At 66.2% G+C, this 25323-nt stretch carries 25 protein-coding genes and 1 tRNA gene; 13 read left to right on the forward strand and 13 right to left on the reverse strand.

Annotated features, from left to right (window positions below; all coding sequences use genetic code 11):
* Positions 1-233: 233 nt before the first annotated feature.
* From secA to CUJ89_RS02770, 4 genes are all read left to right on the forward strand, one after another.
* Positions 234-3032, forward strand: coding sequence for a preprotein translocase subunit SecA (gene secA, locus CUJ89_RS02755; RefSeq protein WP_114176012.1), 2799 nt, complete (start codon positions 234-236; stop codon positions 3030-3032).
* 144 nt (positions 3033-3176) lie between these two features.
* Positions 3177-4418 carry a bifunctional glutamate N-acetyltransferase/amino-acid acetyltransferase ArgJ gene (gene argJ / locus CUJ89_RS02760; RefSeq protein WP_114176013.1) on the forward strand — a complete coding sequence of 414 codons (1242 nt, stop codon included), beginning with the start codon at positions 3177-3179 and terminating at the stop codon, positions 4416-4418.
* An 18-nt stretch (positions 4419-4436) separates the two neighbouring features.
* Positions 4437-5306 (forward strand): ATP-binding protein, encoded by an 870-nt coding sequence (locus CUJ89_RS02765; RefSeq protein ID WP_114176014.1) that lies wholly within the window; start codon positions 4437-4439, stop codon positions 5304-5306.
* Positions 5303-5761, forward strand: coding sequence for an NUDIX domain-containing protein (locus tag CUJ89_RS02770; RefSeq protein WP_114176015.1), 459 nt, complete (start codon positions 5303-5305; stop codon positions 5759-5761). Before CUJ89_RS02765 ends, CUJ89_RS02770 begins: the two co-directional genes overlap by 4 nt.
* Before the next feature lie 60 nt (positions 5762-5821).
* On the opposite strand, the gene CUJ89_RS02775 is transcribed toward CUJ89_RS02770, so the two are convergent.
* From CUJ89_RS02775 to CUJ89_RS02815, 9 genes are all read right to left on the reverse strand, one after another.
* Positions 5822-6028 (reverse strand): DNA gyrase inhibitor YacG, encoded by a 207-nt coding sequence (locus CUJ89_RS02775; protein WP_114176016.1) that lies wholly within the window; start codon positions 6026-6028, stop codon positions 5822-5824.
* Positions 6029-6056: 28 nt separating this feature from the next.
* Entirely contained in the window at positions 6057-6812 is a 756-nt protein-coding gene (gene zapD, locus CUJ89_RS02780) for a cell division protein ZapD (protein ID WP_114176017.1), read from the reverse strand.
* A gap of 113 nt (positions 6813-6925) precedes the next feature.
* Positions 6926-7534 (reverse strand): dephospho-CoA kinase, encoded by a 609-nt coding sequence (coaE, locus tag CUJ89_RS02785; RefSeq protein ID WP_114176018.1) that lies wholly within the window; start codon positions 7532-7534, stop codon positions 6926-6928.
* 1 nt (position 7535) lies between these two features.
* Positions 7536-8447 (reverse strand): prepilin peptidase, encoded by a 912-nt coding sequence (locus CUJ89_RS02790; RefSeq protein WP_114176019.1) that lies wholly within the window; start codon positions 8445-8447, stop codon positions 7536-7538.
* Positions 8448-8492: 45 nt separating this feature from the next.
* Positions 8493-9698, reverse strand: coding sequence for a type II secretion system F family protein (locus tag CUJ89_RS02795; RefSeq protein WP_114176020.1), 1206 nt, complete (start codon positions 9696-9698; stop codon positions 8493-8495).
* Positions 9699-9700: 2 nt separating this feature from the next.
* Positions 9701-10978 (reverse strand): GspE/PulE family protein, encoded by a 1278-nt coding sequence (locus CUJ89_RS02800; protein WP_114176021.1) that lies wholly within the window; start codon positions 10976-10978, stop codon positions 9701-9703.
* Between the two features lie 83 nt (positions 10979-11061).
* On the reverse strand, positions 11062-12354 hold the full coding sequence (locus tag CUJ89_RS02805; RefSeq protein ID WP_114176022.1) for an HlyC/CorC family transporter: 1293 nt from the start codon (positions 12352-12354) through the stop codon (positions 11062-11064).
* Between the two features lie 142 nt (positions 12355-12496).
* A tRNA-Pro gene (locus CUJ89_RS02810) sits at positions 12497-12573 on the reverse strand.
* Positions 12574-12750: 177 nt separating this feature from the next.
* On the reverse strand, positions 12751-13746 hold the full coding sequence (locus CUJ89_RS02815; protein ID WP_114176023.1) for a polyprenyl synthetase family protein: 996 nt from the start codon (positions 13744-13746) through the stop codon (positions 12751-12753).
* A 210-nt stretch (positions 13747-13956) separates the two neighbouring features.
* On the opposite strand from CUJ89_RS02815, the gene rplU reads away from it, so the two are divergent.
* The 4 genes from rplU to proB all read left to right on the forward strand — a co-directional run bounded on the left by rplU (position 13957) and on the right by proB (position 17051).
* Positions 13957-14268 carry a 50S ribosomal protein L21 gene (gene rplU / locus CUJ89_RS02820; protein WP_006025184.1) on the forward strand — a complete coding sequence of 104 codons (312 nt, stop codon included), beginning with the start codon at positions 13957-13959 and terminating at the stop codon, positions 14266-14268.
* A 24-nt stretch (positions 14269-14292) separates the two neighbouring features.
* Positions 14293-14556, forward strand: a complete 264-nt coding sequence (gene rpmA / locus CUJ89_RS02825) for a 50S ribosomal protein L27 (RefSeq protein WP_006476999.1) — start codon at positions 14293-14295, stop codon at positions 14554-14556.
* 187 nt (positions 14557-14743) lie between these two features.
* Positions 14744-15856 carry an Obg family GTPase CgtA gene (gene cgtA, locus CUJ89_RS02830; RefSeq protein ID WP_114176024.1) on the forward strand — a complete coding sequence of 371 codons (1113 nt, stop codon included), beginning with the start codon at positions 14744-14746 and terminating at the stop codon, positions 15854-15856.
* Between the two features lie 76 nt (positions 15857-15932).
* Positions 15933-17051, forward strand: coding sequence for a glutamate 5-kinase (gene proB, locus CUJ89_RS02835; protein WP_114176025.1), 1119 nt, complete (start codon positions 15933-15935; stop codon positions 17049-17051).
* 97 nt (positions 17052-17148) lie between these two features.
* Here proB and CUJ89_RS02840 read toward each other — a convergent pair whose 3' ends face one another.
* A complete protein-coding gene (locus tag CUJ89_RS02840) occupies positions 17149-17757 on the reverse strand; it encodes a CNP1-like family protein (RefSeq protein ID WP_114176026.1) in 609 nt (202 codons plus the stop codon).
* Positions 17758-17770: 13 nt separating this feature from the next.
* Entirely contained in the window at positions 17771-18418 is a 648-nt protein-coding gene (locus CUJ89_RS02845; RefSeq protein WP_114176027.1) for an RNA pyrophosphohydrolase, read from the reverse strand.
* 217 nt (positions 18419-18635) lie between these two features.
* Between CUJ89_RS02845 and CUJ89_RS02855 the strand changes: the two genes are divergently transcribed.
* Positions 18636-20372: a proline--tRNA ligase gene (locus tag CUJ89_RS02855; protein ID WP_114176030.1), complete on the forward strand. Its 1737-nt coding sequence runs from the start codon at positions 18636-18638 to the stop codon at positions 20370-20372.
* Between the two features lie 21 nt (positions 20373-20393).
* Positions 20394-20996, forward strand: coding sequence for a MarC family protein (locus tag CUJ89_RS02860; RefSeq protein WP_114176031.1), 603 nt, complete (start codon positions 20394-20396; stop codon positions 20994-20996).
* An 84-nt stretch (positions 20997-21080) separates the two neighbouring features.
* On the opposite strand, the gene CUJ89_RS02865 is transcribed toward CUJ89_RS02860, so the two are convergent.
* The gene (locus CUJ89_RS02865; protein ID WP_114176033.1) at positions 21081-21632 is read right to left on the reverse strand and encodes a hypoxanthine-guanine phosphoribosyltransferase; all 552 of its coding nucleotides are present in this window, start codon (positions 21630-21632) and stop codon (positions 21081-21083) included.
* A gap of 94 nt (positions 21633-21726) precedes the next feature.
* Positions 21727-23094, reverse strand: a complete 1368-nt coding sequence (gene ffh / locus CUJ89_RS02870; protein ID WP_114176034.1) for a signal recognition particle protein — start codon at positions 23092-23094, stop codon at positions 21727-21729.
* A gap of 89 nt (positions 23095-23183) precedes the next feature.
* Between ffh and CUJ89_RS02875 the strand changes: the two genes are divergently transcribed.
* Genes CUJ89_RS02875 through ampD form a run of 3 tightly spaced genes read left to right on the forward strand, consistent with a single transcriptional unit; the run spans position 23184 to position 24995 of the window.
* Positions 23184-24077 (forward strand): inner membrane protein YpjD, encoded by an 894-nt coding sequence (locus tag CUJ89_RS02875; protein ID WP_114176035.1) that lies wholly within the window; start codon positions 23184-23186, stop codon positions 24075-24077.
* A 13-nt stretch (positions 24078-24090) separates the two neighbouring features.
* Positions 24091-24408 carry a PP0621 family protein gene (locus CUJ89_RS02880; protein ID WP_114176036.1) on the forward strand — a complete coding sequence of 106 codons (318 nt, stop codon included), beginning with the start codon at positions 24091-24093 and terminating at the stop codon, positions 24406-24408.
* Positions 24405-24995 carry a 1,6-anhydro-N-acetylmuramyl-L-alanine amidase AmpD gene (gene ampD / locus CUJ89_RS02885; protein WP_114176038.1) on the forward strand — a complete coding sequence of 197 codons (591 nt, stop codon included), beginning with the start codon at positions 24405-24407 and terminating at the stop codon, positions 24993-24995. Before CUJ89_RS02880 ends, ampD begins: the two co-directional genes overlap by 4 nt.
* Positions 24996-25323 lie beyond the last annotated feature (328 nt).

The raw sequence follows: 25323 nt of genomic DNA on the forward strand, positions 1-25323 counted from the left end.
GCGCGCGGACGTTGACGCCGATTGTACCCGCGCCGGCCCGCGCACGGGCGGCTTTCGCCCCGGCCGCCCGGCCGTCGGCGCGCAGTGCCCGTCCGGCCGAGACACGGGCGGGCGCGTTCCCGCGTGCTAAAATTCAACGTTTGAGTCCACTAATTCGCTAAGCCGCCGAGGCTCGGGCGCCGGGGCGCGCAACACGCGCCGGGCGCCGGTGCTGCGACGCAGGATCCGATCCGATGACAACCGGTTTTCTCCAGAAAATTTTTGGCAGCCGCAACCAGCGGCTCGTCAAGCAATACCAAAAGACCGTCACGACGATCAATGCGCTCGAAACGCAGATCGAGAAGCTGACGGACGACCAGTTGCGCGGCAAGACGGACGAATTCCGCCAGCGGGTCGCGAGCGGCGAGTCGCTCGACAAGCTGCTGCCGGAGGCGTTCGCGGTGTGTCGCGAGGCGAGCCGCCGTGTGCTGAAGATGCGGCACTTCGACGTGCAGATGATCGGCGGCATGGTGCTCCACTACGGCAAGATCGCGGAAATGCGCACCGGCGAGGGCAAGACGCTCGTCGCGACGCTGCCCGTGTACCTGAATGCGCTGGCGGGCCGCGGCGTGCACGTCGTGACCGTCAACGATTACCTCGCGCAGCGCGACGCCGAATGGATGGCGCGCCTCTACAACTTCCTCGGTCTGTCGGTCGGCATCAACCTGTCCGGCATGGAGCACGACCAGAAGCAGCAGGCCTACGCGGCGGACATCACGTATGGCACGAACAACGAGTTCGGCTTCGACTACCTGCGCGACAACATGGTCTACGAGACCGACGCGCGCGTGCAGCGGGCACTGAACTTCGCGGTCGTCGACGAAGTGGACTCGATCCTGATCGACGAGGCGCGCACGCCGCTGATCATTTCGGGCCAGGCCGAGGATCACACCGAACTGTACGTGCGAATGAACGCGCTGCCGCCGCTGCTCGAGCGCCAGATCGGCGAGGAGAAGGCCGACGGCACGGGTGTCGAGAAGCCGGGCGACTACACGCTCGACGAGAAGGCGCGCCAGGTATTCCTGACGGAATCGGGCCACGAGAAGGCCGAGCGGCTGCTCTCCGAATGGGGTCTGATCGGCGATGGCGAGAGCCTGTACGCGCCGCAGAACATCACGCTGATGCACCACGTGTACGCGGCGCTGCGCGGACACACGCTGTTCCACAAGGATCAGCACTATGTCGTGCAGAACGGCGAAGTGGTCATCGTCGACGAATTCACGGGCCGCCTGATGGCCGGCCGCCGCTGGTCCGACGGCCTGCACCAGGCCGTCGAGGCGAAGGAACACGTGAAGATCCAGAGCGAGAACCAGACGCTCGCATCGATCACGTTCCAGAACTACTTCCGGATGTACGCGAAGCTGGCGGGCATGACGGGTACCGCGGACACCGAAGCATACGAATTCAACGAGATCTACGGGCTCGAGACGGTCGTGATCCCGACCAACCGTCCGCCGAAGCGGATCGACAAGCAGGACCAGATCTACAAGACGGCCAAGGAGCGCTACGACGCGGTGATCCGCGACATCCGCGACTGCTACGAGCGCGGCCAGCCGGTGCTGGTCGGCACGACGTCGATCGAGAACTCCGAGCTGCTGTCGCACCTGCTGAAGCAGGCCGGGCTGCCGCACGAGGTGCTGAACGCGAAGCAGCACGAGCGTGAAGCCGCGATCGTCGCGGAAGCCGGCCGTCCGAACCGCGTCACGATCGCGACCAACATGGCCGGCCGCGGCACTGACATCGTGCTCGGCGGCAACGCCGAGAAGCAGGCCGCGTTCATCGAGGCCGACGACGCGATCCCGGCCGACGAAAAGGCGCGCCGCATCCAGCAGCTGCACGACGAGTGGGAAACGCTGCACGAGCAAGTGAAGGCCGCGGGCGGCCTGCACATCATCGGCACCGAGCGCCACGAATCGCGCCGGATCGACAACCAGCTGCGCGGCCGTGCGGGCCGTCAGGGCGATCCGGGCTCGTCGCGCTTCTACCTGTCGCTCGACGATCCGCTGCTGCGCATCTTCGCGGGCGACCGCGTGCGCTCGATCATGGATCGCCTGAAGATGCCGGAAGGCGAGGCGATCGAAGCCGGCATCGTCACGCGTTCGATCGAATCCGCGCAGCGCAAGGTCGAAGCGCGCAACTTCGACATCCGCAAGCAGCTGCTCGAATACGACGACGTGTCGAACGACCAGCGCAAGGTCATCTACCAGCAGCGCAACGAACTGCTCGAAGCGCACGACATCACCGAGACGATCACCGCGATGCGTCACGGCGTGACCGCCGAAGTCGTCCGCCAGTTCGTGCCGGAAGGCAGCATCGAGGAGCAGTGGGACGTGCCCGAGCTCGAGGAGGCGCTGCGCAACGACTGGCAGCTCGACCTCGCGATCCAGGAAATGGTGAACGAGTCGTCGTCGATCACGGCCGAGGAGATTCTCGACTCCGTGGTGACGGCCGCCGACGAGCAGTACGAGGCAAAGGTCGCGATGGTCGGCCGCGAATCGTTCAGCGCGTTCGAGCGCTCGGTGATGCTGCAGACGGTCGACCGCCTGTGGCGCGAGCACCTCGCGGCGCTCGACCACCTGCGCCAGGGCATCCACCTGCGCGGCTATGCGCAGAAGAACCCGAAGCAGGAATACAAGCGCGAAGCGTTCGAGCTGTTCGCCGCGATGCTCGAGGCGATCAAGCAGGAAGTCACGCGCGTCGTGATGAACGTGCAGATCCAGTCGCCGGAGCAGCTCGAGGAAGCAGCCGAGCAGATCGAGGAGCGTAGCGGCCATCTCGAGAACGTCGAGTACCAGCACGCCGAGTTCGCGGAAGCCGGCACGCCGGTAGCGAACGTCGCGGCTGCCGCGGCGGCCACGGCGACGGCCGACATGGTCGGCAGCGCAATGACCCACAGCGGCCCCGGCGGCGAGATGCCGAAGGTCGGCCGTAACGATCCGTGCCCGTGCGGCAGCGGCAAGAAGTACAAGCACTGTCACGGGAAGCTGTCATGATCGACGGCGGCGCGCGCCACGCGTGCCGCTTCGTTCGCAGCTTCGAGTGAGTGGTGTGAGTTGCGGCGGCCCGCGCGTGTGGCCGCCGGTTCTTCCAATCGATGCCGGCGCGTGCCGGCATTTTCCATCCGGCAGGTGTGCCCCATGGCTGTCAATTTTCCGTCGATCGATCCCGCCCAACTGCATCCCGTCGCCGGCGTCACGCTCGGCTGGGCGGAAGCGAACATCCGCAAGCCGAATCGCAAGGACGTGCTGGTCATCTCCGTCGACGAAGGGGCGACGGTCGCGGGTGTGTTCACCGAGAACCGTTTCTGTGCGGCGCCGGTAACCGTCTGCCGCGAGCATCTGGCGAAGGTGCGCGCGGGCGGCGCGGGCATCCGCGCGCTCGTCGTGAATACGGGCAATGCGAATGCGGGCACCGGCGAGCCGGGCCTCGTGAACGCCCGCGAGACCTGCACGGAACTCGCGCGCCTCGCGGGCATCGAGCCGGCGCAGGTGCTGCCGTTCTCGACCGGCGTGATCCTCGAGCCGTTGCCGATCGACCGCCTGAAGGCCGGGCTGCCGGCCGCGCTCGCGAACCGCAAGGCCGCGAACTGGTATGACGCCGCGCACGCGATCATGACGACCGACACGCTGCCGAAGGCTGCGTCGCGCCAGGTGACGATCGACGGCCACACGGTCGTGCTGACGGGCATCAGCAAGGGCGCGGGCATGATCAAGCCGAACATGGCGACGATGCTCGGCTTCCTCGCGTTCGACGCGAACGTCGCGCAGCCGGTGCTTGACACCCTCGTGAAGGAAGTTGCCGACCGCTCGTTCAACTGCATCACGATCGACGGCGATACGTCGACGAACGACTCGTTCATCCTGATCGCGTCGGGCAAGAGCACGCTGCCGGCGATTACGTCGACCGATTCGCCGGCCTATGCGGCGCTGCGCGATGCGGTGACGGAAGTCGCGCAGGTGCTGTCGCAACTGATCGTGCGCGACGGAGAAGGCGCGACGAAATTCATGACGGTGCAGGTCGAGGGCGGCAAGAGCGTCGCCGAATGCCGCCAGATCGCGTACGCGATCGGCCATTCGCCGCTCGTGAAGACGGCCTTCTACGCATCCGACCCCAACCTCGGCCGAATTCTCGCGGCCATCGGCTATGCGGGCGTCGCGGATCTCGACGTCGGCAAGATCGACCTCTATCTCGACGACGTGCTCGTCGCGAAGGCGGGCGGCCGCAACCCGGCCTACCAGGAAGAGGACGGCCAGCGCGTGATGAAGCAGAGCGAAATCACGATCCGCGTGCTGCTCGGCCGCGGCGACGCGCAGGCCACCGTCTGGACGTGCGACTTGTCGCACGATTATGTGAGCATCAACGCGGATTACCGCTCCTGATCGGAGCGCTCGAACGACATGGACAAGCTCGAACAGTTTCTGACGCGCGCGGAAGCGATGCTCGGCCGTCTCGAGGCGATGCTGCCGCCCGCACCGGCGGCCGTCGACTGGAACGCCGCCCACGCGTTCCGCTGGCGCAAGCGCCAGGGGCGCGGCTACCTGCAGCCGGTGCCGGCTGTATCGTCGATCACGCTCGGCGACCTGCACAACATCGATCGCCAGAAAGGGCTGATCGAACAGAACACGCGGCAATTCGTGCAGCAAAAGCCGGCCAACAACGTGCTGCTGACCGGCGCACGCGGCACCGGCAAGTCGTCGCTGATCAAGGCATGCCTGCACGCATATGCGCAGGACGGGCTGCGCCTGATCGAAGTCGACAAGGACGATCTGCACGATCTCGGCGACATCGTCGACCTGATCGCGGCGCGCCCCGAGCGCTTTATCGTGTTCTGCGACGACCTGTCGTTCGAGGAAGGCGAATCGGGCTACAAGGCGCTGAAGGTCGCGCTCGACGGCTCGATCGCCGCGCAATCGGACAACGTGCTGATCTACGCGACGTCGAACCGCCGCCATTTGTTGCCCGAATACATGAGCGACAACGAGTCGTACAAGCATCTCCCGGACGGCGAGATTCACCCCGGCGAAGTCGTCGAGGAGAAGATCTCGCTGTCGGAGCGCTTCGGCCTGTGGGTCAGCTTCTATCCGTTCAAGCAGGACGACTACCTCGACATCGTCGCGCACTGGCTGCGCCATTTCGGCTGCCCGGATGCGGAGATCGCGACCGCGCGCGGCGACGCGCTCGTGTGGGCGCTCGAGCGCGGCTCGCGGTCGGGACGCGTCGCGTGGCAGTTCGCGCGTGACTGGTCGGGCCGCAAGGAGCAGGCATGAGCATGGAACTCGAACCGGGCGCCGTGCGCGCGCCGGATGGCCGCAAGGTGACGGAAGTCGCGGTTGGCGTGATGGTGCAGCCGGACGGCACGGTCGGCCGCTGCCGTTACCTGCTCGCGCAGCGGTTGCAGGGCAAGCCGTATGAAGGCTACTGGGAGTTTCCGGGCGGCAAGCTGGAGGCCGGCGAAAGCGTCGAGGACGCGCTTGCCCGCGAACTGCACGAGGAGCTCGGCATCGTCGTCACGGCCAGCCATCGCTGGCATACGCTCGAGCACGATTATCCGCACGCGTACGTGCGGCTTTATTTCTGCAAGGTGACGGGCTGGACGGGCGAGCCGCACAGCAAGGAAGGGCAGGCGTTCGTGTGGCAGCAACTGCCGGTCGACGTCGCGCCGCTGCTGCCGGCGGCGCTGCCGGTGCTCGAACTGCTCGAGAAGGAAGCCGCGTCGGACTAACGCCGCGGCGGCCTGCCGGAAAGGCGGGCCATATTGCCGGCGCGCGGTACCGCGCGCCGCTCAGCTGTCGCGGCGGCCGTCCGTATCCGTGCCGTCTTCCTCTGACGAGGGGCCCTCGTCGGAGGTGCCACCGATCCGGTATTTTTCCGAGGCCCATGCGCCGAGGTCGAACTGCTTGCAGCGGGCCGAACAGAACGGGCGGAACTGATTTTCAGGTGTCCAGCGCACTTCGGCGCCGCACGACGGGCATTTCACAACGGTAGTCATACGCAAGCGTCGATCCGGCACGCGGCCGTTACAGATTGCACAGGGTCAGATGGAACGGCACGTCGATGTCCACCGCGCGCGGCCGCACATCGCCGTCCTGCATGGTGAACCGTACCCACAGCATGTATTTGTTGGCGCTCGCTTCGGGAATGACGCGCAACTCCGGCGGCACGCGCACCTGCATCAACTGGTAGGTGCGGCCGGACAGCATCTGCTGGTAGCTGCCCTGCATTGCCATGACCTTCGACGCCTGACCCGATTCGCGTGCGAGCCGCAGCACGATTGCAGCGGCGTCGCGCAGCGGCAGCATCGGCATGATCCACTTCGCGATGTCGTGGCGCCGCTGCTCGGCGGGCCATTGCTGCCACGCGTAGTACGACGGCAGGTCGAACTTGCACGTGCCGCCGGGAATGACCGCACGGCTGCGGATGCTGGCGAGCCACTCGTTGTCGACGAGATGCTGGCCGGTCTTGCCCTGCATCTGCGCGAGATTCGCGAGCGTCTGCTCGATTTCGCCGAGCACGGCTTCGAGCGCGTTCTGCTCGATGCCCGGATTGCCGCGAAAGGGGGCGAGCGTCTGGCGCTGACGTTCGAGCTCCTTCATCAGATCCGATTTCAGGTCCGCGCGGCCCGTTACCTCGGCGATTTCGAACAGCGTCGTCAGCGCGACGTGGTGTTCACGCGGGTCCTCCTGAGCCAAAAAGAACGCGAAGCGCTCGAAGAGATCTTCGAGGCGCAACAGCGTGCGAATTCGCTCGTTGAACGGATACTCGTAAAGAATCAAGCGCGCTCGCCTCTTTGGTAGGGATTGAAACAATGCAGGACATTCTAATGCTCACTGTCTACCCTAGCAACGCACCAATTTCGTACCCCATCACGATCGCGCACGCACGATGCTCAGTGCGCGGCGGCCGCGAACCCGAGATAGCGTTGGTGCAGTGCATCGACCTGCGCGGCGAGCGCATCGGGCGTCGTTGCGTCGTTGACGATCACGTCGTCGGCCGCCGCAAGACGGGCTTCGCGCGTCGCCTGTCTCGCGATGATCGCTTCGACCTGCTCGCGCGTAAAGCCGTTGCGTTGCATCACGCGCGCGATCTGCGTGTCGACCGGGCAATCGACGACGAGCACGCGATCGCTGCGCGACTTCCAGTTGCCTGACTCGACGAGCAGCGGCACGACGAACATCACGTACGGGCCCTTTGCTTCGCGAGCCTCGCGATCGGTCTCCGCGCGGATCAGCGGATGCGTGATCGCTTCGAGGTGCCGGCGCGCATTGTCGTCGCTGAAGATCAGTGCACGCATCTTCGCGCGATCGAGCGACCCGTTGGCGGCAACGAAGCCGAGGCCGAATGCCCGTTGGATCGCAGGCATCGCGAGGCCGCCCGGCGCGGTGATGCGGTGGGCAATCAGGTCGGTATCGACAAGCGACGCGCCTCGGGCGGCGAACAGGTCGGCGACGGTCGTCTTGCCGCTGCCGATGCCGCCGGTGAGCCCTACTGCGAACATGTCAGCCTCCGAGCGCCGAATAGAAAGGGGTGCCGAAAAACAGCGTCGCGACGCCGCCCGCCGCGAGGAACGGACCGAACGGAATCGGTTCCTCGAAGCGCATGCGGCCGCGCCAGGTCGCGACGAGCCCGACGATCGCGCCTGTTACTGCGGCGAACAGCACGACCTGCGGCAATGCGGCCCAGCCCATCCACGCGCCGAGCGCGGCAAGCAGCTTCAGGTCGCCGAAGCCGATGCCCTCGATGCCGCGCAACCATTTGAACAGCCAATAGATCGACCACAGGAACAGGTAGCCGGCCATTGCGCCGATCACGGCCGAGCGCAGCGACGTGAACGTGCCGCCGAGGTTCAGCACGAGCCCGGCCCAGAGGAGCGGCAGCGTCATCGAGTCGGGCAGGTAGCCTGTCCGGATATCGATCGCGCTCATCGCAAGCAGCGCGGCGCACAGCGCGAAGGCGGCCAGCGCGGCGATGGTCGGGCCGAACGCCGCGAGCGAGCCGGCAGCGAGCAGCGCGCACGCGAGCTCGACGAGCGGATAACGGATGCCGATCGCGTGGCCGCAGTGCCGGCAGCGTCCGCGCAGCATCAGATAGCTGACGAGCGGGATGTTTTCCCACGCGCGCAGCACATGGCCGCAATGCGGGCATGCGCTGCGCGGGCGCCACAGATCGTAGCGCGGCGGATAACCGTCGTCGGGGGCGGCGCCCGCGTTGCCCGTCGCTTCGGCGATCTCGGCCCGCCAGGCGCGCTGCATCATCACGGGCAGCCGGTGCACGACCACGTTCAGGAAGCTGCCGATACAGAGGCCGATTACGACCGCGAACGCATACTGCACCGCGGGCGGCAGCATCGCCAGCGCAAGCAGCGTGCTCTCGGGCGAATCGGGAACGGCGGACAGGGGCGCTGGCGTCATGAGGCTCAAGGTTCGGACTAAAAGGCGACAGAATCGGTTGCGATGCTACACCACGTTGCCGAGCTGAAGGATGGGCAGGTACATCGCGATCACGAGGCCGCCGACGAGTGCGCCCAGTACGATCACGATCAGCGGTTCGCCGAGCGCGGCGAGCGTATCGAGACGCGTGTCGAGCTGGCGTTCGCACAGCGCGGCGATGTCGGCGAGCATCGTGTCGAGCGCGCCGGTTTCCTCGGCGACGGCGATCGGCTGCACGACGTCGTCCGGAAAGCAGCCGGCCGACTGCATCGCGTCGGCGAGACGCGCGCCGCGCAGCACGCGTGCGGCGATATGCACGGTGGCGTGCTCGAACACCGGATGGCCGGCCGTGCGCTCGAGCGTGGCGAAGGCATCGGCGAGCGGCACGCCGGCGCCGAGCAGCGTCGCAAGCGAGCGGCACCAGCGTGCGACCGCGAACCGCCCGAGCGCGCTGCCCGCGAGCGGGGCGTGCAGCAGGCGCCGCGCGACCGCATGGCGCAGCGGTGGCGACCGCCGAAGCGCGTGATGTGCGGCAAGCCCGGCTGCCGCGGCACCGGCGACAAGTACACCGCCCCACGCCGACAGCGCGGAGGACAGCGCGAGCAGTGCGCGGGTCGGCGCCGGCAGTGCGGCGCCGAAACCGTCGAAGATCTGCCGGAACGTCGGCACGACCCACACCATCAACGCGGCCGAGATCGCGAGCGCGAACAGGATGACGGCCGCAGGATAGGCGAGCGCGGCCCGCAGCTTGCGCCACTGCGCGTCGGCGCGCTCGCGGTGTTCCGCGACCCGTGTCAGCACGATGCCGAGCGAGCCGGACGCTTCGCCGACCTCGATCAACTGGCGATACAGCGTGCCGAACTGCGATGGGTAGCATGCGAGCGCGTCGGCGAAGCGCCGGCCGCCGACGATCTCGCGGGCGAGACCCGCGGCGATGCGTGGCAGGCCGTCGCGCGTACGCGTACGCGCGAGCATCTCGAGCGACGGCGCGAGCGGCAACCCGGCCTGCAGCAGGCTCGCGAGCTGGCGCGTGAAGCGCGTGACGTCCCGTGCGCCGGCCGCCGGCGGCCGGGCCGGCCCGCGGACGTCGAGCGACAGCACCGCGATGCCGTCGCGCGCGAGAGCGGTGCGCGCAGTTGCGGCGTCGAAGGCGATGACGATTCCGCGGCGCGGCGTGCCGTCGCGACGGCGGCCGCGCCATGCGAAGCGGGTTTCGCGCGGTGGCGTGCGCATGCTCACGCCGCAGGTGTCGCGGCGACGGCTTCCGCGATGCTCGTCGTGCCGTCCCGGACGCGCGCGAATGCCGCATCGCGCAGGTTGCGCACGCCTTCGGCCGCCGCGCATCGCGCGAGTTCGCCGACGCTCGCCCGCGCGACGATGCACTCCGCCAGCTCGGGCGATACCGGCATCGTTTGATGCAGGCCGATGCGGCCGCGATAGCCGATGCCATGACAGGCGGAACAGCCCCGCGCGACGAACGGCCGCCATCCGGCTGCCAGGGCCGCCGGGTCGCAGCCGGCTTCCCGCAGCACGCCTGCCGGTGCGTCCGAGTGCACGCGGCAGGCGGTGCACAGGCACCGGACGAGACGCTGAGCGGTGACGAGGTGCAGCGCGGCCGCCAGATTGTACGGTGCGACGCCGATGTCGAGCAGCCGCGCGACGGCGGCCGGCGCGTCGTTCGTGTGCAGCGTCGACAGCACGAGATGGCCGGTCTGCGCAGCCTTGATCGCGACGTCGGCCGTCTCCGCATCGCGAATTTCGCCGACCATGATGATGTCCGGATCCTGCCGCAACAGCGCACGCAGTGCCGTCGCGAAGGTGAGACCCGCCTTTTCGGCGACACCGACCTGGTTGATGCCGTCGAGCTGGATCTCGGCGGGATCCTCGACCGTGCAGACATTGTGCGCATCGCGATCGAGCATCTGCAGCGCGCAGTAGAGCGACAGCGTCTTGCCGCTGCCGGTCGGGCCCGTGACGAGCACGAGGCCATGCGGTGCGCGTATCGCGGCCTCCATCGCGGCCGCCTGCTGCGCGTCGAAGCCGAGGCGGGCGAGCGTGAGATCGGGCGGCATCGTTTCGAGGCGCCGCAGCACGAGCTTTTCGCCGAACAGCGTGGGCAGCGAACTGACCCGGTAGTCGCCGCGCGTGCCGCCGTCGATCGCGATGCGCAGCCTGCCGTCCTGCGGGAGCCGCCGCTCGGCGATGTCCATGCGCGCGAGTACCTTGATCCGCGTGACGAGCGCGTCGCGCAGATGAAAGGGCGGCCGCGCATGTTCGTGCAGCACGCCGTCGATGCGCAGACGGATGCGCCAGCCGCCTTCGAACGGTTCGACGTGGATGTCGGACGCGTCGCGCACGCGTGCCGCGTGAAGCGTGTCGGTCAGCAGCCGCACGGCCGGTGCATCGTCGAGCTGGGCCGCATCGAGCGCGCGTGGTGCGGCGGTGGCCGACGCATCGGCGTGGGCGGGCGGCGGCTGCGTGCGCAGCGGCGCCCCGGGAGGAGGGAAATGCATGTGAGCCGGCACGCTGGCCGCCTGTTGACCGTGACCTGCAGATGGTCGCGCGTCGCGGGCGGCGCCGGCAGTCGGCCGTTCGGCTAGCGCGTGGCGGCGCGTGCGGTGCGCGTGCCGCGCGGCTTGAAGAGCTTGACGGTGCGCACGGCCTGATCGTCGCTGCGCATGACCTCGAGCATCACGTCGCCGATTTTCACGCACACGTCGTCTTCCGGAATTTCCTCGAGGATTTCGAGAATCAGCCCGTTCAGCGTCTTCGGCCCGTTGGTCGGCAGCTTCAGGTGCAGCCAGCGGTTCAGTTCGCGCAGCGGCATGCTGGCCGCGACGATGCATTCGCCGTTATCGTCCCAGCCGCCCGCACGCTCGCTGCGCGGCATCGACGTGGTGAATTCGCCGATCAGTTCCTCGATGATGTCTTCGGGCGTGACGAGCCCTTCGAGCTCGCCGTACTCGTTGACGACGAGCGCGGTACGCTGCCGGGACTCCTGGAAATACTGGAGCTGCTGGACCACCGGCGTGCCCGACGGCACGTAGTACGGTTCGGCGAGCAGCGAGCGCAGCATGTCGCGGTCGAATTCCTGGTTGTGCAGCGCGGTGAGCGTCTTGCGCACGTGCAGCACGCCGAGCACCTTGTCGATGTCGCCTTCGTAGACGATCAGGCGGTTGTGGTAGCAGGTTTCGAGCTGATGCAGGACGTCGTCGAACGGCGCGTAGAAGTTGAGCGATTCGATCTGGCGGCGCGGCACCATCACGTCGTCGACCGTGATGTTCTCGAGGTCGAACAGGTTGAGCAGGATGCTGCGGTGCTTGGTCGGCATGAAACTGCTCGACTCGAGCACGATGGCCCGCAGCTCGTCGGGCGACATCCGCTGGTCGCGGCCCTTCTTCGTGTTGATGCGCAGCACCCACAGCACGCCGTTCGCGAGCGCGTTGACGAACCAGACGATCGGCTTGAACACGCGCATCAGCGGCGCGATCACGAGGCTCGCGGGCAGTGCGATGCGTTCGGGGAAGGTTGCGCCGACGATCTTCGGCGCGATTTCCGCGAACACGATGATCAGGAACGCGACGATGCCGGTCGCGATCGACAGCGCGAGATTGTTGCGGCCGAACGTATGGAGCGCGAGCGACGTCGTCAGGACCGGGATGATCGTGTTGAACAGGTTGTTGCCGATCAGGATCACGCTGAGCAGCAGGTCAGTCCGCGTCAGCAGACCCTGCGTGGTTTTCGCGCCGAGCGCGCCCTGGCCGGCGAGATGCTTCAGCCGATGGCGATTGAGCGCCATCATCGCGGTCTCGGAAATGGAAAAGAAGCTGGAACAGAGGAGAAGCAGGAAGACGGCGCCGATTTGCGCCCATAAGGGAATTTGGTCCACGCGTCGGAAAGGGCAGTGAAGGACAGGGATGGAGGGAATATAGCAGAGGCCGGCGACCGCGATGTGTCGTGCACGACACGATGGGCCCGCTGCGGCCGGACGAAAAAAAACCGTGCACACCGTGCACGGTTTTTTAAAAATCTGGTCGGGGTGAGAGGATTCGAACCTCCGGCCTCTACGTCCCGAACGTAGCGCTCTACCAGGCTAAGCTACACCCCGATTTTGACTCTTCCGATTTCGCAGTCTTCTTCAAGACCGCTGTTTCGTCGAGCAAGAACGTAACTATAACGACGTTTCTTCGAAAATGGAATACCTTGGAGAAGAAAATTTTCGAGACAGGTGATCGCCCCGTATCGATCGTGCGTCGTCGCGGCAGTGACGACGCACGCGACGCGCTTACGACTGCCGCGACGTCGAGTACGAGCACAGTGCGAGCAGGCTCTCCTTGTAGATCGAATCGGGGAACGCGGCGATCGCTGCCGCTGCCGCTTGCGCTTCCTGGCGGGCGCATTCGAGCGTGTGATCCAGCGCACCCGAGCGCGTGATCGCATCGAAAATCGTGTCGAAGCGATCGGTGCCGCCCTGTTCGATCGCCTCGCGCGCAAGCGCCGACTGTTCGGGCGTGCCGCGTTCGATCAGATAGATGAGCGGCAGCGTCGGCTTGCCTTCGCGCAGGTCGTCGCCGGCATTCTTGCCCATTGCCTCGACGGTGCCCGCGTAGTCGAGCCAGTCGTCCATGATCTGGAACGCGGTGCCGATCCGGCGGCCGTATTCGGCGGCGGCGGCCTCGGTCGGCGCATCGGCGCCCGAGAGCACCGCGCCCAGGCGCGCCGACGCCTCGAACAGCTTGGCTGTCTTGTAGCGGATCACCTGCATGTAACGCGTTTCGTCGACGTCCGCGTCGTGCATGTTGAGGAGCTGCAGCACCTCGCCTTCGGAAATGATCGTCGTCGCTTCGGACAGGATCTCCATCACGCGCATCTTGCCGACGCCGACCATCATCTCGAACGAGCGCGAATAGAGGTAATCGCCTACCAGCACGCTCGCCGCGTTGCCGAACAGCGCATTGGCCGTCTGGCGGCCGCGGCGCAGTTCGGATTCGTCGACGACGTCGTCATGCAGCAGCGTGGCCGTGTGGATGAACTCGACGACGGCGGCCAGCACGTGCCGCTGGTGCGACGTCTCGCCGAGCGCGCCGGCGACGAGCAGCAGCAACGCAGGGCGCAGCCGCTTGCCGCCCGCGCCGATGATGTACTCGGCGATCTGGTTGATCAGCAGCACGTCGGACGCGAGGCTTTGCCGGATAACGCGATTCACCTGCTCCATGTCGCTGGTGATCGGAGCGAGCAGGTGGGCGGCGCTGAGGGTGGGGGAGGCGGTGGACGACGACATGATGATGGAAATGGGTGATGCCGCGGATTATAAGTCGAATCCGAGATATCCCGGTCTGTCGGACGCGCCGCAGCCGCGATTTTGGCCGTCCGGCCGAGGCCGGTGAGCGGCAATCGTCGATCGGTTTTGACTCCGGTGCTAACCCCATGTATAATCACGTGTTTTCCGCGCGTGGTGTGCGGAAAAATTGGATCCAGAGTGAGGTTCTCAATGTACGCGGTCATAAAAACCGGCGGCAAGCAGTACAAGGTTGCCGTTGGCGAAAAACTCAAAGTAGAACAGATACCGGCTGACATTGACGCTGAAATCACGCTCGACCAGGTTCTCGCAGTGGGCGAAGGCGAATCGATTAAGTTCGGTACGCCGCTGGTCAGTGGGGCTTCCGTCAAGGCCACCGTCGTGTCGCACGGTCGTCATGCCAAGGTCACCATCTTCAAGATGCGTCGCCGGAAGCACTACCAAAAGCACGGCGGCCACCGCCAGAACTACACTGAGCTGCGCATCGACGCGATCAACGCGTAAGCGCCTCGGTAAAGGAGCAATCAGATGGCACACAAAAAGGCAGGCGGCTCTTCCCGGAACGGCCGCGACTCCGAGTCGAAACGTCTCGGCGTGAAAGTGTACGGCGGCCAGGCAATCAATGCCGGCGGCATCATCGTGCGTCAGCGCGGTACGCGCATGCACGCAGGCGAGAACGTCGGCATGGGCAAGGATCACACCTTGTTCGCGCTGGTCGACGGTCACGTGAAGTTCGCGACGAAAGGCGCGGACAAGAAGCATCTGGTCATCGTCGTCCCGGCGGCTGCCTAATTCAGGCACCTACGGGCTTCGTAGCCGAAAGGCCCCGCAGTCTTCGCGGGGCCTTTTTTTATTTGGTCGCCGGGCGCATGTGCGTTCCGGCGACCATCGCGCAACCGGCGTACGATCGGCCGAATGGCAGATTGTTCAAGCGCGCCGGCGCGCGGCACAATAGCGGAAATACTGGGCGGAGTGACGAATGAAGTTCATTGACGAAGCACGGATCGAAGTCATCGCCGGAGACGGGGGTGATGGCAGCGCGTCGATGCGCCGCGAGAAATTCGTCCCGTTCGGCGGGCCGGACGGCGGCGACGGCGGCCGGGGCGGCAGCGTTTACGCGATCGCCGACCGCAACATCAACACGCTGATCGACTACCGTTACGCGAAGAAGCACCTGGCGCGCAACGGCGAGAACGGCCGCGGCTCGGATTGCTACGGCAAGGGCGGCGACGACATCACGCTGCGCATGCCGGTCGGCACGATCATCACCGACATGGACACCGGCGAACTGATCGCCGACCTGACCGAGCACGACCAGCAGGTGATGGTCGCGCAGGGCGGTTCCGGCGGCCTCGGCAACCTGCATTTCAAGTCGAGCACGAACCGTGCGCCGCGCCAGAAGACCGACGGCAAGCCCGGCGAGCGGCGCATGCTGAGGCTCGAACTGAAGGTGCTCGCCGACGTCGGGCTGCTCGGCATGCCGAATGCGGGCAAGTCGACGTTCATCTCGTCGGTGTCGAATGCGAAACCGAAGATCGCCGACTATCCGTTCACGACGCTCGCGCCGAATCTGGGCGTCGTGCGCGTCGGACCGAGCAAGAGCTTCGTGATCGCCGATATCCCGGGGCTGATCGAGGGCGCCGCCGAAGGCGCGGGCCTCGGCCACCAGTTCCTGCGGCATCTGCAGCGCACCGGTGTGCTGCTGCATCTTGTCGATCTCGCCCCGTTCGACGAAAGCGTCGATCCGGTCGCGGAAGCGACCGCGATCGTCGGCGAGTTGCGCAAGTACGACGAGTCGCTCTACGACAAGCCGCGCTGGCTGGTGCTCAACAAGCTCGACATGGTGCCCGAGGACGAGCGCAAGGCGCGCGTCGCCGATTTCATCGAACGCTTCGGCTGGAGCGGCCCCGTGTTCGAGATCTCGGCATTGACGGGCCAGGGCTGCGAGGCGCTGTGCTATGCGATCTACGACTACCTCGCCGAACATTCGGACGCGCATCGCGCGGCGGAAGAGGAAGATCTGGCTGCGGACGTGCGTTTCCGCGACGCGCCGACTGCCGACGGTGGCGCGAAGCCAGGCGACGACGCCTGAGCGGTTTCGAGACGCGCCGGGCGAGGTCGCCGGGCGCCGTAGTTCAATCGCTATCAGATACAGGAAACAGCGCACGATGCGTTCGATCATCGCGGATTCGAAGCGATTGGTGGTGAAGGTGGGTTCCAGCCTCGTGACCAACGACGGCAAGGGGCTCGATCATGCTGCAATCGGCCGCTGGGCGGCCCAGATCGCCGCGCTGCGCGCTCAGGGCAAGGAAGTCGTGCTCGTCAGTTCCGGCGCGATCGCCGAAGGGATGCAGCGGCTCGGCTGGAGCAAGCGACCGCGGGAGATCGACGAGTTGCAGGCCGCCGCCGCAGTCGGCCAGATGGGGCTCGCGCAGGTCTATGAGAGCCGCTTCACCGAGCACGACATTCGCACCGCGCAGATCCTGCTCACGCACGCCGACCTGGCGGACCGCGAGCGTTACCTGAATGCGCGCTCGACGCTGCTTACGCTGCTGCGGCTCGGCGTCGTGCCGATCATCAACGAGAACGACACGGTCGTCACCGACGAAATCAAGTTCGGCGACAACGACACGCTCGGCGCGCTCGTCGCGAACCTGATCGAGGGCGATGCGCTGATCATCCTGACCGACCAGTCCGGGCTGTTCACGGCCGATCCGCGCAAGGATCCGAACGCGACGCTCATCGCGGAGGCCAATGCGGGCGCGCCGGAACTCGAGGCGATGGCCGGCGGTGCGGGCTCGAGCCTCGGCCGCGGCGGGATGCTGACGAAGATCCTCGCGGCGAAACGTGCGGCGCACAGCGGCGCGAATACCGTGATCGCGAGCGGCCGGGAGTCCGACGTGCTGGTGCGTCTGGCGACCGGCGAGGCGATCGGCACGCAGCTGATCGCACGTACCGCGCGGATGGCGGCGCGCAAGCAATGGATGGCCGACCATCTGCAGGTGCGCGGCCATGTCGTGATCGACGCGGGTGCGGTCGAGAAGTTGACGGCCGGCGGCAAGAGCCTGTTGCCGATCGGCGTGATCGGCGTGCAGGGCGCGTTCGCGCGCGGCGAGGTGATCGCGTGTGTCGGCCCGGACGGGCGCGAAGTGGCGCGCGGGCTCACGAACTACAGCAGCGCGGAGACAAAACTGATCCACCGCAAGCCGAGCGGCGAGATCGAGGCCGTGCTCGGCTACATGCTGGAGCCTGAACTGATCCATCGCGACAACCTCGTGCTGGTGTGATCGCACGCCCCGGTTCCGGCGGTGAAATAGAAAAGCCCGCGTCAAGCGGGCTTTGTTCATTGCGGCGGGACGGGCGGGCGGCCCGCACCGCGCGCCTTCAGCGCAACTGCGTCATCGCGGTGCGGTGAAACCGGATGTTCTCCAGGATCTGCTGGGTCGAGCCCTGCGGCATCTTGTTCGAGCAGAAGTAGTCCTGATAGAGCGCAGAGTGGTAGGCGTTCAGCTCGCCGTTCTCGATGCGCCGCCAGTCGTTCTCGACCGTGCGGTCCCAGCCGTCGTGGTCCGAATTCAGGCCGGCGTACTGGCGCCATTCGTAGGTGTCGCAGCGGATGCCTTCGTAGTTCACGTTGCGTGCGCCGGCCGGGCTCGTGATGACGACGGCGTAGCGTACGACGCCATCGGTGCCGACCGCGAGCGACTTCGCATCGACGAAGAACTTGAGTGGCGTGTTCTGTGACACGTTGAAAGGCAGCAGGTCGCCCGTTTGCGGCAACTGCGGTAGCGTATCGACCGCGTTTTCCTTCCAGGTTCCCTGACGGTCCAGCAGATACACGAACTCGCTGTCATCCTTATTGGTCGGCGTCTTCGAATTCGCGCAACCAGCCAGCGTGGCGGCCGCGGCAATCGATGCGAGCGCGATAGCAATCGCTTTCAATATGCATTCCTCGTAAAAAAAGGGCGCGACACCAAGGTCGCGCCCGGTCATGCAGTCCGACTCGTCATTTGCCGAGGATCACGCGGGGCGGCATCTCGTCGAGCGTGCCCGCTTCCACTTCGATCTCCGAACAGATTACCGATGTGTCGACAATCGTTAACGTCTGCTGGGCCTGTACGCCAATGACGCGCGGATAGCGCGACAGACGCGGCCCGCGCGGCTTTTCGGCTCGCTGCGCCGGGCGGCGCAGGAAGCGCGACAGTTCCGTCAGCGCCAACTGATAGACATCCCGCTTGAACTCGATCACCGCATCGAGCGGCACCCAGTACTCGTTCCAGCGCCACGCATCGAACTCCGGGTGATCGGTCGCGCGCAAGCAAATGTCGCAATCGCGTCCAACCATCCGCAGCAGGAACCAGATCTGCTTCTGGCCGCGGTAATGACCGCGTACTTCGCGTTTGATGAACTTGTCAGGCACCTCGTAACGCAACCAGTCGCGAGTGCGGCCGATTACCTTGACGTGTTCCGGATGCAGGCCGGTTTCCTCGTGCAGTTCCCGGTACATTGCCTGCATGGGGGTCTCGCCGTACTTGATCCCACCTTGAGGAAACTGCCAGGAGTGCTCGCGGAGCCGCTTGCCCCAAAACACCTCGTTGCGCGCGTTCAAGAGGATGATGCCGACGTTCGGGCGAAAGCCTTCACGATCCAGCATACAACCACCTTCGAATCCTTTAAAATTGCTTTGATTATAAACAGATAACGGGCGCTGCGCACCGTGACGGAGCGAATCCGCGCGGGGCGCGCCGGTTGAATTGTCCCTGATTGGTCTGCTACGTCATCTGCGCCATCGTCGTTCGTCGCGCGCAGCTTTTCACCTTTAAACTTTTTCGGGCGCCCCGCCTGGGGGCGCCGTTTTTGGAACCGTCCGCATGAAAGCTTCCCGTTTCTTTATCGGCACCCTGAAAGAAGCACCCGCCGACGCAGAGATCGTCAGCCACAAGCTGATGGTACGCGCCGGCATGATCCGTCGCGTCGCCGGCGGCATCTATAACTACTTGCCGGTCGGTCTGCGTTCGATTCGCAAGGTCGAAGCGATCGTGCGCGAGGAAATGAACCGGGCGGGCGCCATCGAGCTGCTGATGCCGGCCGTGCAGCCGGCCGAGCTGTGGCAGGAGTCGGGCCGCTGGGAACAGTACGGCCCCGAACTGCTGCGCTTCAAGGACCGCAAGGACAACGATTTCGTGATCGGGCCGACGCACGAGGAAGTCGTCACCGACATCGCGCGCAACCAGATCAAGAGCTACCGGCAGATGCCGGTGAACTTCTACCAGATCCAGACGAAGTTCCGCGACGAGATCCGTCCGCGCTTCGGCGTGATGCGCGGCCGCGAATTCATCATGAAGGACGCGTATTCGTTCGACAAGGACGCGGCGGGCCTGAACGAGTCGTATCGCAAGATGTACGACGCGTACGTGCGCATCTTCACGCGCCTCGGCCTCGAATTCCGTGCGGTCGCGGCCGACAGCGGCTCGATCGGCGGCAACTTCTCGCATGAGTTCCACGTGATCGCCGATACCGGCGAGGACGCGATCGCCTACTGCCCGACGTCCGAGTTCGCGGCGAACATCGAGGCAGCCGAAGCGCTGCCGCTGGTTGCCGAGCGCGCAGCGCCGGCCGAAGCAATGGAGAAGGTCGCAACGCCCGGCAAGGCGAAGTGCGAAGCCGTCGCCGAGTTGCTGGCCATCCCGCTCGCGCGCACGATCAAGTCGATCGTGCTCGCGACCGAAAACGAAGGCGCCGAGCCGACCATCTGGCTCGTGATGCTGCGCGGCGACCACGACCTGAACGAGATCAAGGTGTCGAAGCTGCCGGGCCTGCAGAACCACCGCTTCGCGACCGAGCAGGAAATCGTCGAGTGGTTCGGCACGCCGCCGGGCTATCTCGGCCCGGTCGGCACGAAGAAGCCCGTGAAGGTGATTGCGGACCGCACGGTCGCGAACATGAGCGATTTCGTCGTCGGCGCGAACGAAGTCGACTATCACATCGCTGGCGTGAACTGGGGCCGCGACCTGCCCGAGCCGGACGTCGCCGACGTGCGCAACGTGAAGAAGGGCGATCAGTCGCCGGACGGCAAGGGCGTGATCGACATCTGCCGCGGCATCGAGGTCGGCCACGTGTTCCAGCTCGGCACCAAGTATTCGGAAGCGATGGGCGCGACGTTCCTCGACGAGTCGGGCAAGCCGCAGCCGATGCTGATGGGCTGCTACGGCGTCGGCATCACGCGCATTCTCGGCGCGGCGATCGAACAGAACTTCGACGATAAGGGCATCATCTGGCCCGAATCGATCGCGCCGTTCGAGGTCGTGCTGTGCCCGATGGGCTATGACCGCAGCGAGATGGTGCGCGAGACTGCCGACAAGCTGTACGCGGAACTCGCCGCGGCCGGCATCGACGTGATCCTCGACGACCGCGGCGAGCGCCCGGGCGTGATGTTCGCCGACTGGGAACTGATCGGCGTGCCGCATCGCCTCGTGATCGGCGAGCGCGGCCTGAAGGAAGGCAAGATCGAGTACCAGGGCCGCCGCGACGCCGAAGCGACGCTGCTGCCGGCCGACGCGGCTGCGGCGACGGTCGCGGAGAAGATCCGCGCCGCGCTCGCGCACTAAGCGCGGCGCCCGGGGGACACGATGGAATATACGTTCCTGTCGGCCACCGTGCTCCTCGTGCTGATCACCGATCCGCTCGGCAATATCCCGCTGTTCATTTCGGCGATGCGGGAAGTGCCGCGCGAGCGGCGCGTGAAGCTGATCCTGCGTGAAGTGGGGATCGCGTTCGTGATCCTGCTGTTCTTCATGGTGGTCGGCGACCGCTTCCTGCGGATGATGAGCCTCACCGACCTGTCGTTGCGGCTCGGCGGCGGGATCGTGCTGTTCCTGATCGCGCTGCGGATGATCTTTCCGCATCCGGACGGCGCGCTCGGCAGCGATCCGCGCGCGGGCGGCGAACCGTTCATCGTGCCGCTCGCGATTCCGGCTCTCGCCGGGCCGTCTGCGCTCGCGACGGTGATGCTGCTGACGTCGCAGGCGCCGGGCAAGATGCTCGAGTGGGTCGGCGCGCTGACGGTCACGATGATCGTCTGCGCGATCACGCTGGTGTTGGCCGAACGGATCCAGCAGTGGCTCGGCGAGCGGACGGTCGCGGCGTTCGAGCGGCTGATGGGCCTCGTGCTCGTCGCGATCTCGGTCGAGATGCTGCTGGCCGGCATCCGCGCGTTCGTGCACCAGTTATAGGGCGGGCGGCGCGCGCACGAAAAAAGAGCGGCGCTCCGGGAAACCGGAGCGCCGCTTTCTATTTATATCTGGCGGGCAGCGCGGTCAGACGTTCGTGGTCAGCGCGCGGATCGTCGGCAGGTTGCGCCAGTAGCCCTTCGCATCCATCCCGCAGCCGAACACATAGCGGTCCGGCACCGAGAAGCCGCAGAAGTCGGGGTGCAGCGGTTTCGTCTTCGCGAGCGTCTTCTCGCACAGCACGGCCGACATGAAACGCTGCGCACCCATGTCGAGGATGCGGTCGCGGATCGCGGCCATCGTCTCGCCTTCGTCGAGGATGTCGTCGAGCACGAGCACGATCCGGTTCTTCACCGATTCGCGCGGCGCGACGCGCCAGTGCATTTCCGGGCTGCCCTGCGTCGTGTTGCGGTAGCGGGTCAGGTGGATGTAGTCGAATTCCAGCGGGAAATCGAGATGCGGCAGCAGCATCCCGGTAAACACCGCGGCGCCGCCCATCACCGAGAGTACGAGCGGGAACGCGTCGCCAATCTCGGCGCGGATCGCGTCGGCCATCCTGGAGATCGACGCGTTGACGGCGTCGGCCGAGACGATCTCTTCGGAGTGGTCGAAAATGTGGAGGGCTTCTTCGCGGTTCATGTGTTCTGGCGGGCAGTCGGTATACAAATAAGAATGAAGCAGAACGGACGGCGCGCGCTACAGCAAAAACCCGCGCGCCGGCCGACGGGCGGAATCAGCGCATGCCGGGCATCACGCCCTTCAGGCCGCGCATCATCTTCTGCATGTTGCCGCCCTTCAACTTCTTCATCATCGTACGCATCTGGTCGTACTGGTTCAGCATCCGGTTGACTTCCTGCACCGGCACGCCCGCGCCGGCCGCAATGCGGCGCTTGCGCGTCGCCTTGATGATCTCGGGTTTCGCGCGCTCGGCGGGCGTCATCGAGCTGATGATGCCTTCCATCCGGCGGATCTGCTTTTCGGCCTGGCCCATGTCGGCGCCGGCCGCCGCCTGCTGGAATTGCGCGGGCAGCTTGTCCATCAGCGACGACAGGCCGCCCATGTTCTTCATCTGCGAGATCTGCGCGCGGAAATCGTTCAGGTCGAAGTCGCCGCCTTTCTTGACCTTGTCGGCGAGCTTTTGTGCAGCCTGCACGTCGACACCGCGCTGCGCCTCCTCGACGAGCGCGAGGATGTCGCCCATGCCGAGGATCCGGTTCGCCATCCGGTCGGGGTGGAACACCTCGAGGCCGTCGAGCTTCTCGGCGACGCCGACGAACTTGATCGGCTTGCCCGTGATGTGACGCACCGACAGCGCGGCGCCGCCGCGCGAATCGCCGTCGAGCTTGGTCAGCACGACGCCCGTGAGCGGCAGCGTGTCGTTGAACGCCTTCGCGGTGTTGACCGCGTCCTGGCCGAGCATCGCGTCGACGACGAACAGCGTTTCGGCCGGCTTCAGCGTATCGTGCAGCGCGGCGATTTCCTGCATCATCGCCTCGTCGATGCCGAGGCGGCCGGCCGTATCGACGATCAGCACGTCATGGTAGTGGCGTTTCGCCCAGTCGACGGCCGCGACCGCGATGTCGACGGGCTTCTGGTCCGGCGTGGACGGGAAGAAGTCGGCGCCGACCTGTTCGCTCACCGTTTTCAGCTGCATGATTGCGGCCGGGCGATACACGTCGCACGACACGGTCAGCACTTTCTTCTTGTACTTCTCGCGCAGCAGCTTCGCGAGCTTGCCGACGGTCGTGGTCTTGCCCGCGCCCTGCAGGCCGGCCATCAGGATCACGGCGGGCGGGGTGACCGCGAGGTTCAGCTCGGCGGCCTTGCCTTCGTAGTCGCCGCCGATCACGGCGGTCAGTTCCTTCTGGACCACGCCGACGAGCGCCTGACCCGGCGACAGGCTGCTGATCACTTCTTCGCCGAGCGCCTTTTCCTTGACCTTGGCGATGAATTCGCGGACGACCGGCAGCGAGACGTCGGCCTCCAGCAGCGCGAGACGCACCTCGCGGAGCATCTCCTGCGTGTTCGCCTCGGTGAGCCGGGCCTCGCCGCGCAGCGTCTTGACGACGCGGGCCATCCGTTGAGTGAGATTGTCGAGCATGGGGAGCGATGGACAGTGGGGCCCGAAGGCGCGGCGGAGCCGAACAAAGGGAGCCGTCGCGGGAAGGGGGCCTAGTGTAAACTTCGAACATGGATATTGTACTGTATGCCCTCACCGCATTCCTGTACGGCGGCCTCGCCGTCGCAGGCTGGCGCACGCACCGCCAGGGCGCGACGCCGCTCGTCGCGAGCGTGCCGGCCGTGCCGGTTCCCGCGTCGGCCGCGTCCGGGATGAGCGGGGCCGGCCGCGCGCTGCTGTTCGCCGCGCTCGTCGCGCACGGCGTGCTGCTCCACACGACGATCTTCCCGCACGACGCGATGGTGTTCGGCTTCGCGTTCGCGCTGTCCGCGATGTTCTGGCTCGGCGCCGGCATCTACTGGATCGAGAGCTTCTTCTTCCCGCTCGACAGCCTGCGCCTGCTGGTGCTGCCGCTCGCGTGCGGCGCATCGCTGCTGCCGCTCGTGTTCGGCGGCGTGCGGGTGCTTCCTTATGCCGCAGCGCCGTTGTTCAAGCTGCACTTCCTGATTGCGAACATCGCGTACGGCCTGTTCGCGATCGCCGCGCTGCACGCGGTCCTGATGCTGATGGTCGAGCGGCGCCTGCAGTCGCTGCGCAACGGCGGGCGCGACGGCTCGACGGGCTGGATCGCGAGCTGGCTCGAAACGCTGCCGCCGCTGCTGACGCTCGAGAAGCTGCTGTTCCGCCTGATCGGCGCCGGCTTCGTGCTGCTTACGCTGACGCTCGCGTCGGGCATCCTGTTCAGCGAGCAGGTCGACGCGCGCGCGCTGCGGCTCGACCACAAGACCGTGTTCGCGATCCTGTCGTGGCTGATGTTCGGCGGCCTGCTGGTCGCCCGCAAGACGTCGGGCTGGCGCGGGCGCGGCGCCGCGCGCTGGGTGCTCGTGTCGTTCGCCGCGCTGTTGCTCGCATATGTCGGCAGCCGGTTCGTTTTCGAGGTGCTGCTGCACCGTTCCGTAGTTTGACCGCAGGTTTCCGATGCGACAGATTCTTCTCCTGATTCTTCTCTTCTTCGCGGGTTCGTGGATCGCGCGCAAGCTGCGCCAGGCCCAGGAGCACGCGCAGGCGCGCACTGGCCGCGGCGCCGGTTACGACGGCGCTCCCGGCTCCGGTGGCGCCGGCACTGCGCGCCCGAACGGCGGCACGCGGTCGCTGCCCGAGCCGATGGTGCGCTGCGCCGAATGCGGCGTGCATGCGCCGAAGGGCGACGCCGTCGTCGCGAGCGGCGAATACTTCTGCAGCGCCGAGCACGCACAGCGCCACGCAGCGCGCGCGAGCGGTCACGACGCACGATGAGCGACGCGTCGTTGCTGTCGGTCGACGCGAACGGCTGGGTGTGCGAAGCACGCCATGCGCCGTCGCCGAACTTCGAGGCGCGGCCAGCGGCTGCGGTGCCGACGCTCGTGGTCGTCCACAACATCAGCCTGCCGCCCGGCGAATTCGGCGGTGATGCGATCGAGGCACTGTTCCTGAATCGTCTCGACTGCGATGCGCACCCCTATTACCAGAGCCACCTGCGCGGCGTGCGCGTGTCCGCGCACTTCCTGATCCGCCGCGGCGGCGAACTCGTGCAGTTCGTGTCGTGCGACGAGCGCGCGTGGCATGCGGGCTCGTCCGCGTTCTTCGGCCGGCCGCGCTGCAACGACTTCTCGATCGGCATCGAGCTCGAAGGCGCGGACGACGTGCCGTTCGACGACGCGCAATACGCGATGCTCGCCGCACTCTCGCGCGCGCTCGCCGCGCGCTACCCGGTCGACGCATTCGCTGGGCACTCGGACGTCGCGCCGGGCCGCAAGACCGACCCGGGCCCGCATTTCGATTGGCAACGCTTCGCGAGCGATGCCGGCTTTTCCGCCGAATACTTTCCTTTCCGTCAGCACTGATCGCGGGGTTTTTTGACCGGGGAAAGTTTTTTCTCCGACCAATGCCTTGTCGTGTCGGCGCGTGAGCGATGTCAAGACCTTCATCGCAAATTATCCGTTTGGACGTCGTCCGAATGTCCACTATACTTGGTGCCAGTTGAGCAGTTCTGTACTAGATATAGTGTGTGCCGCAGGGGAAACCCGAGCGGCACCGGCCGGCGGGCAACGCCGGCGGACAGGGTTCTCAGGGCGGTGCGTCGGGCCGGGCGGTCCGGGCGTCGCGATCAGCGCAGCGAACTTCGACGGGGCAGGGTACACATGACGAAGCACACGACCGGATCGGTTGTCG

Source organism: Burkholderia pyrrocinia (genome assembly GCF_003330765.1).
Classification (GTDB): Bacteria; Pseudomonadota; Gammaproteobacteria; order Burkholderiales; family Burkholderiaceae; genus Burkholderia; species Burkholderia pyrrocinia_B.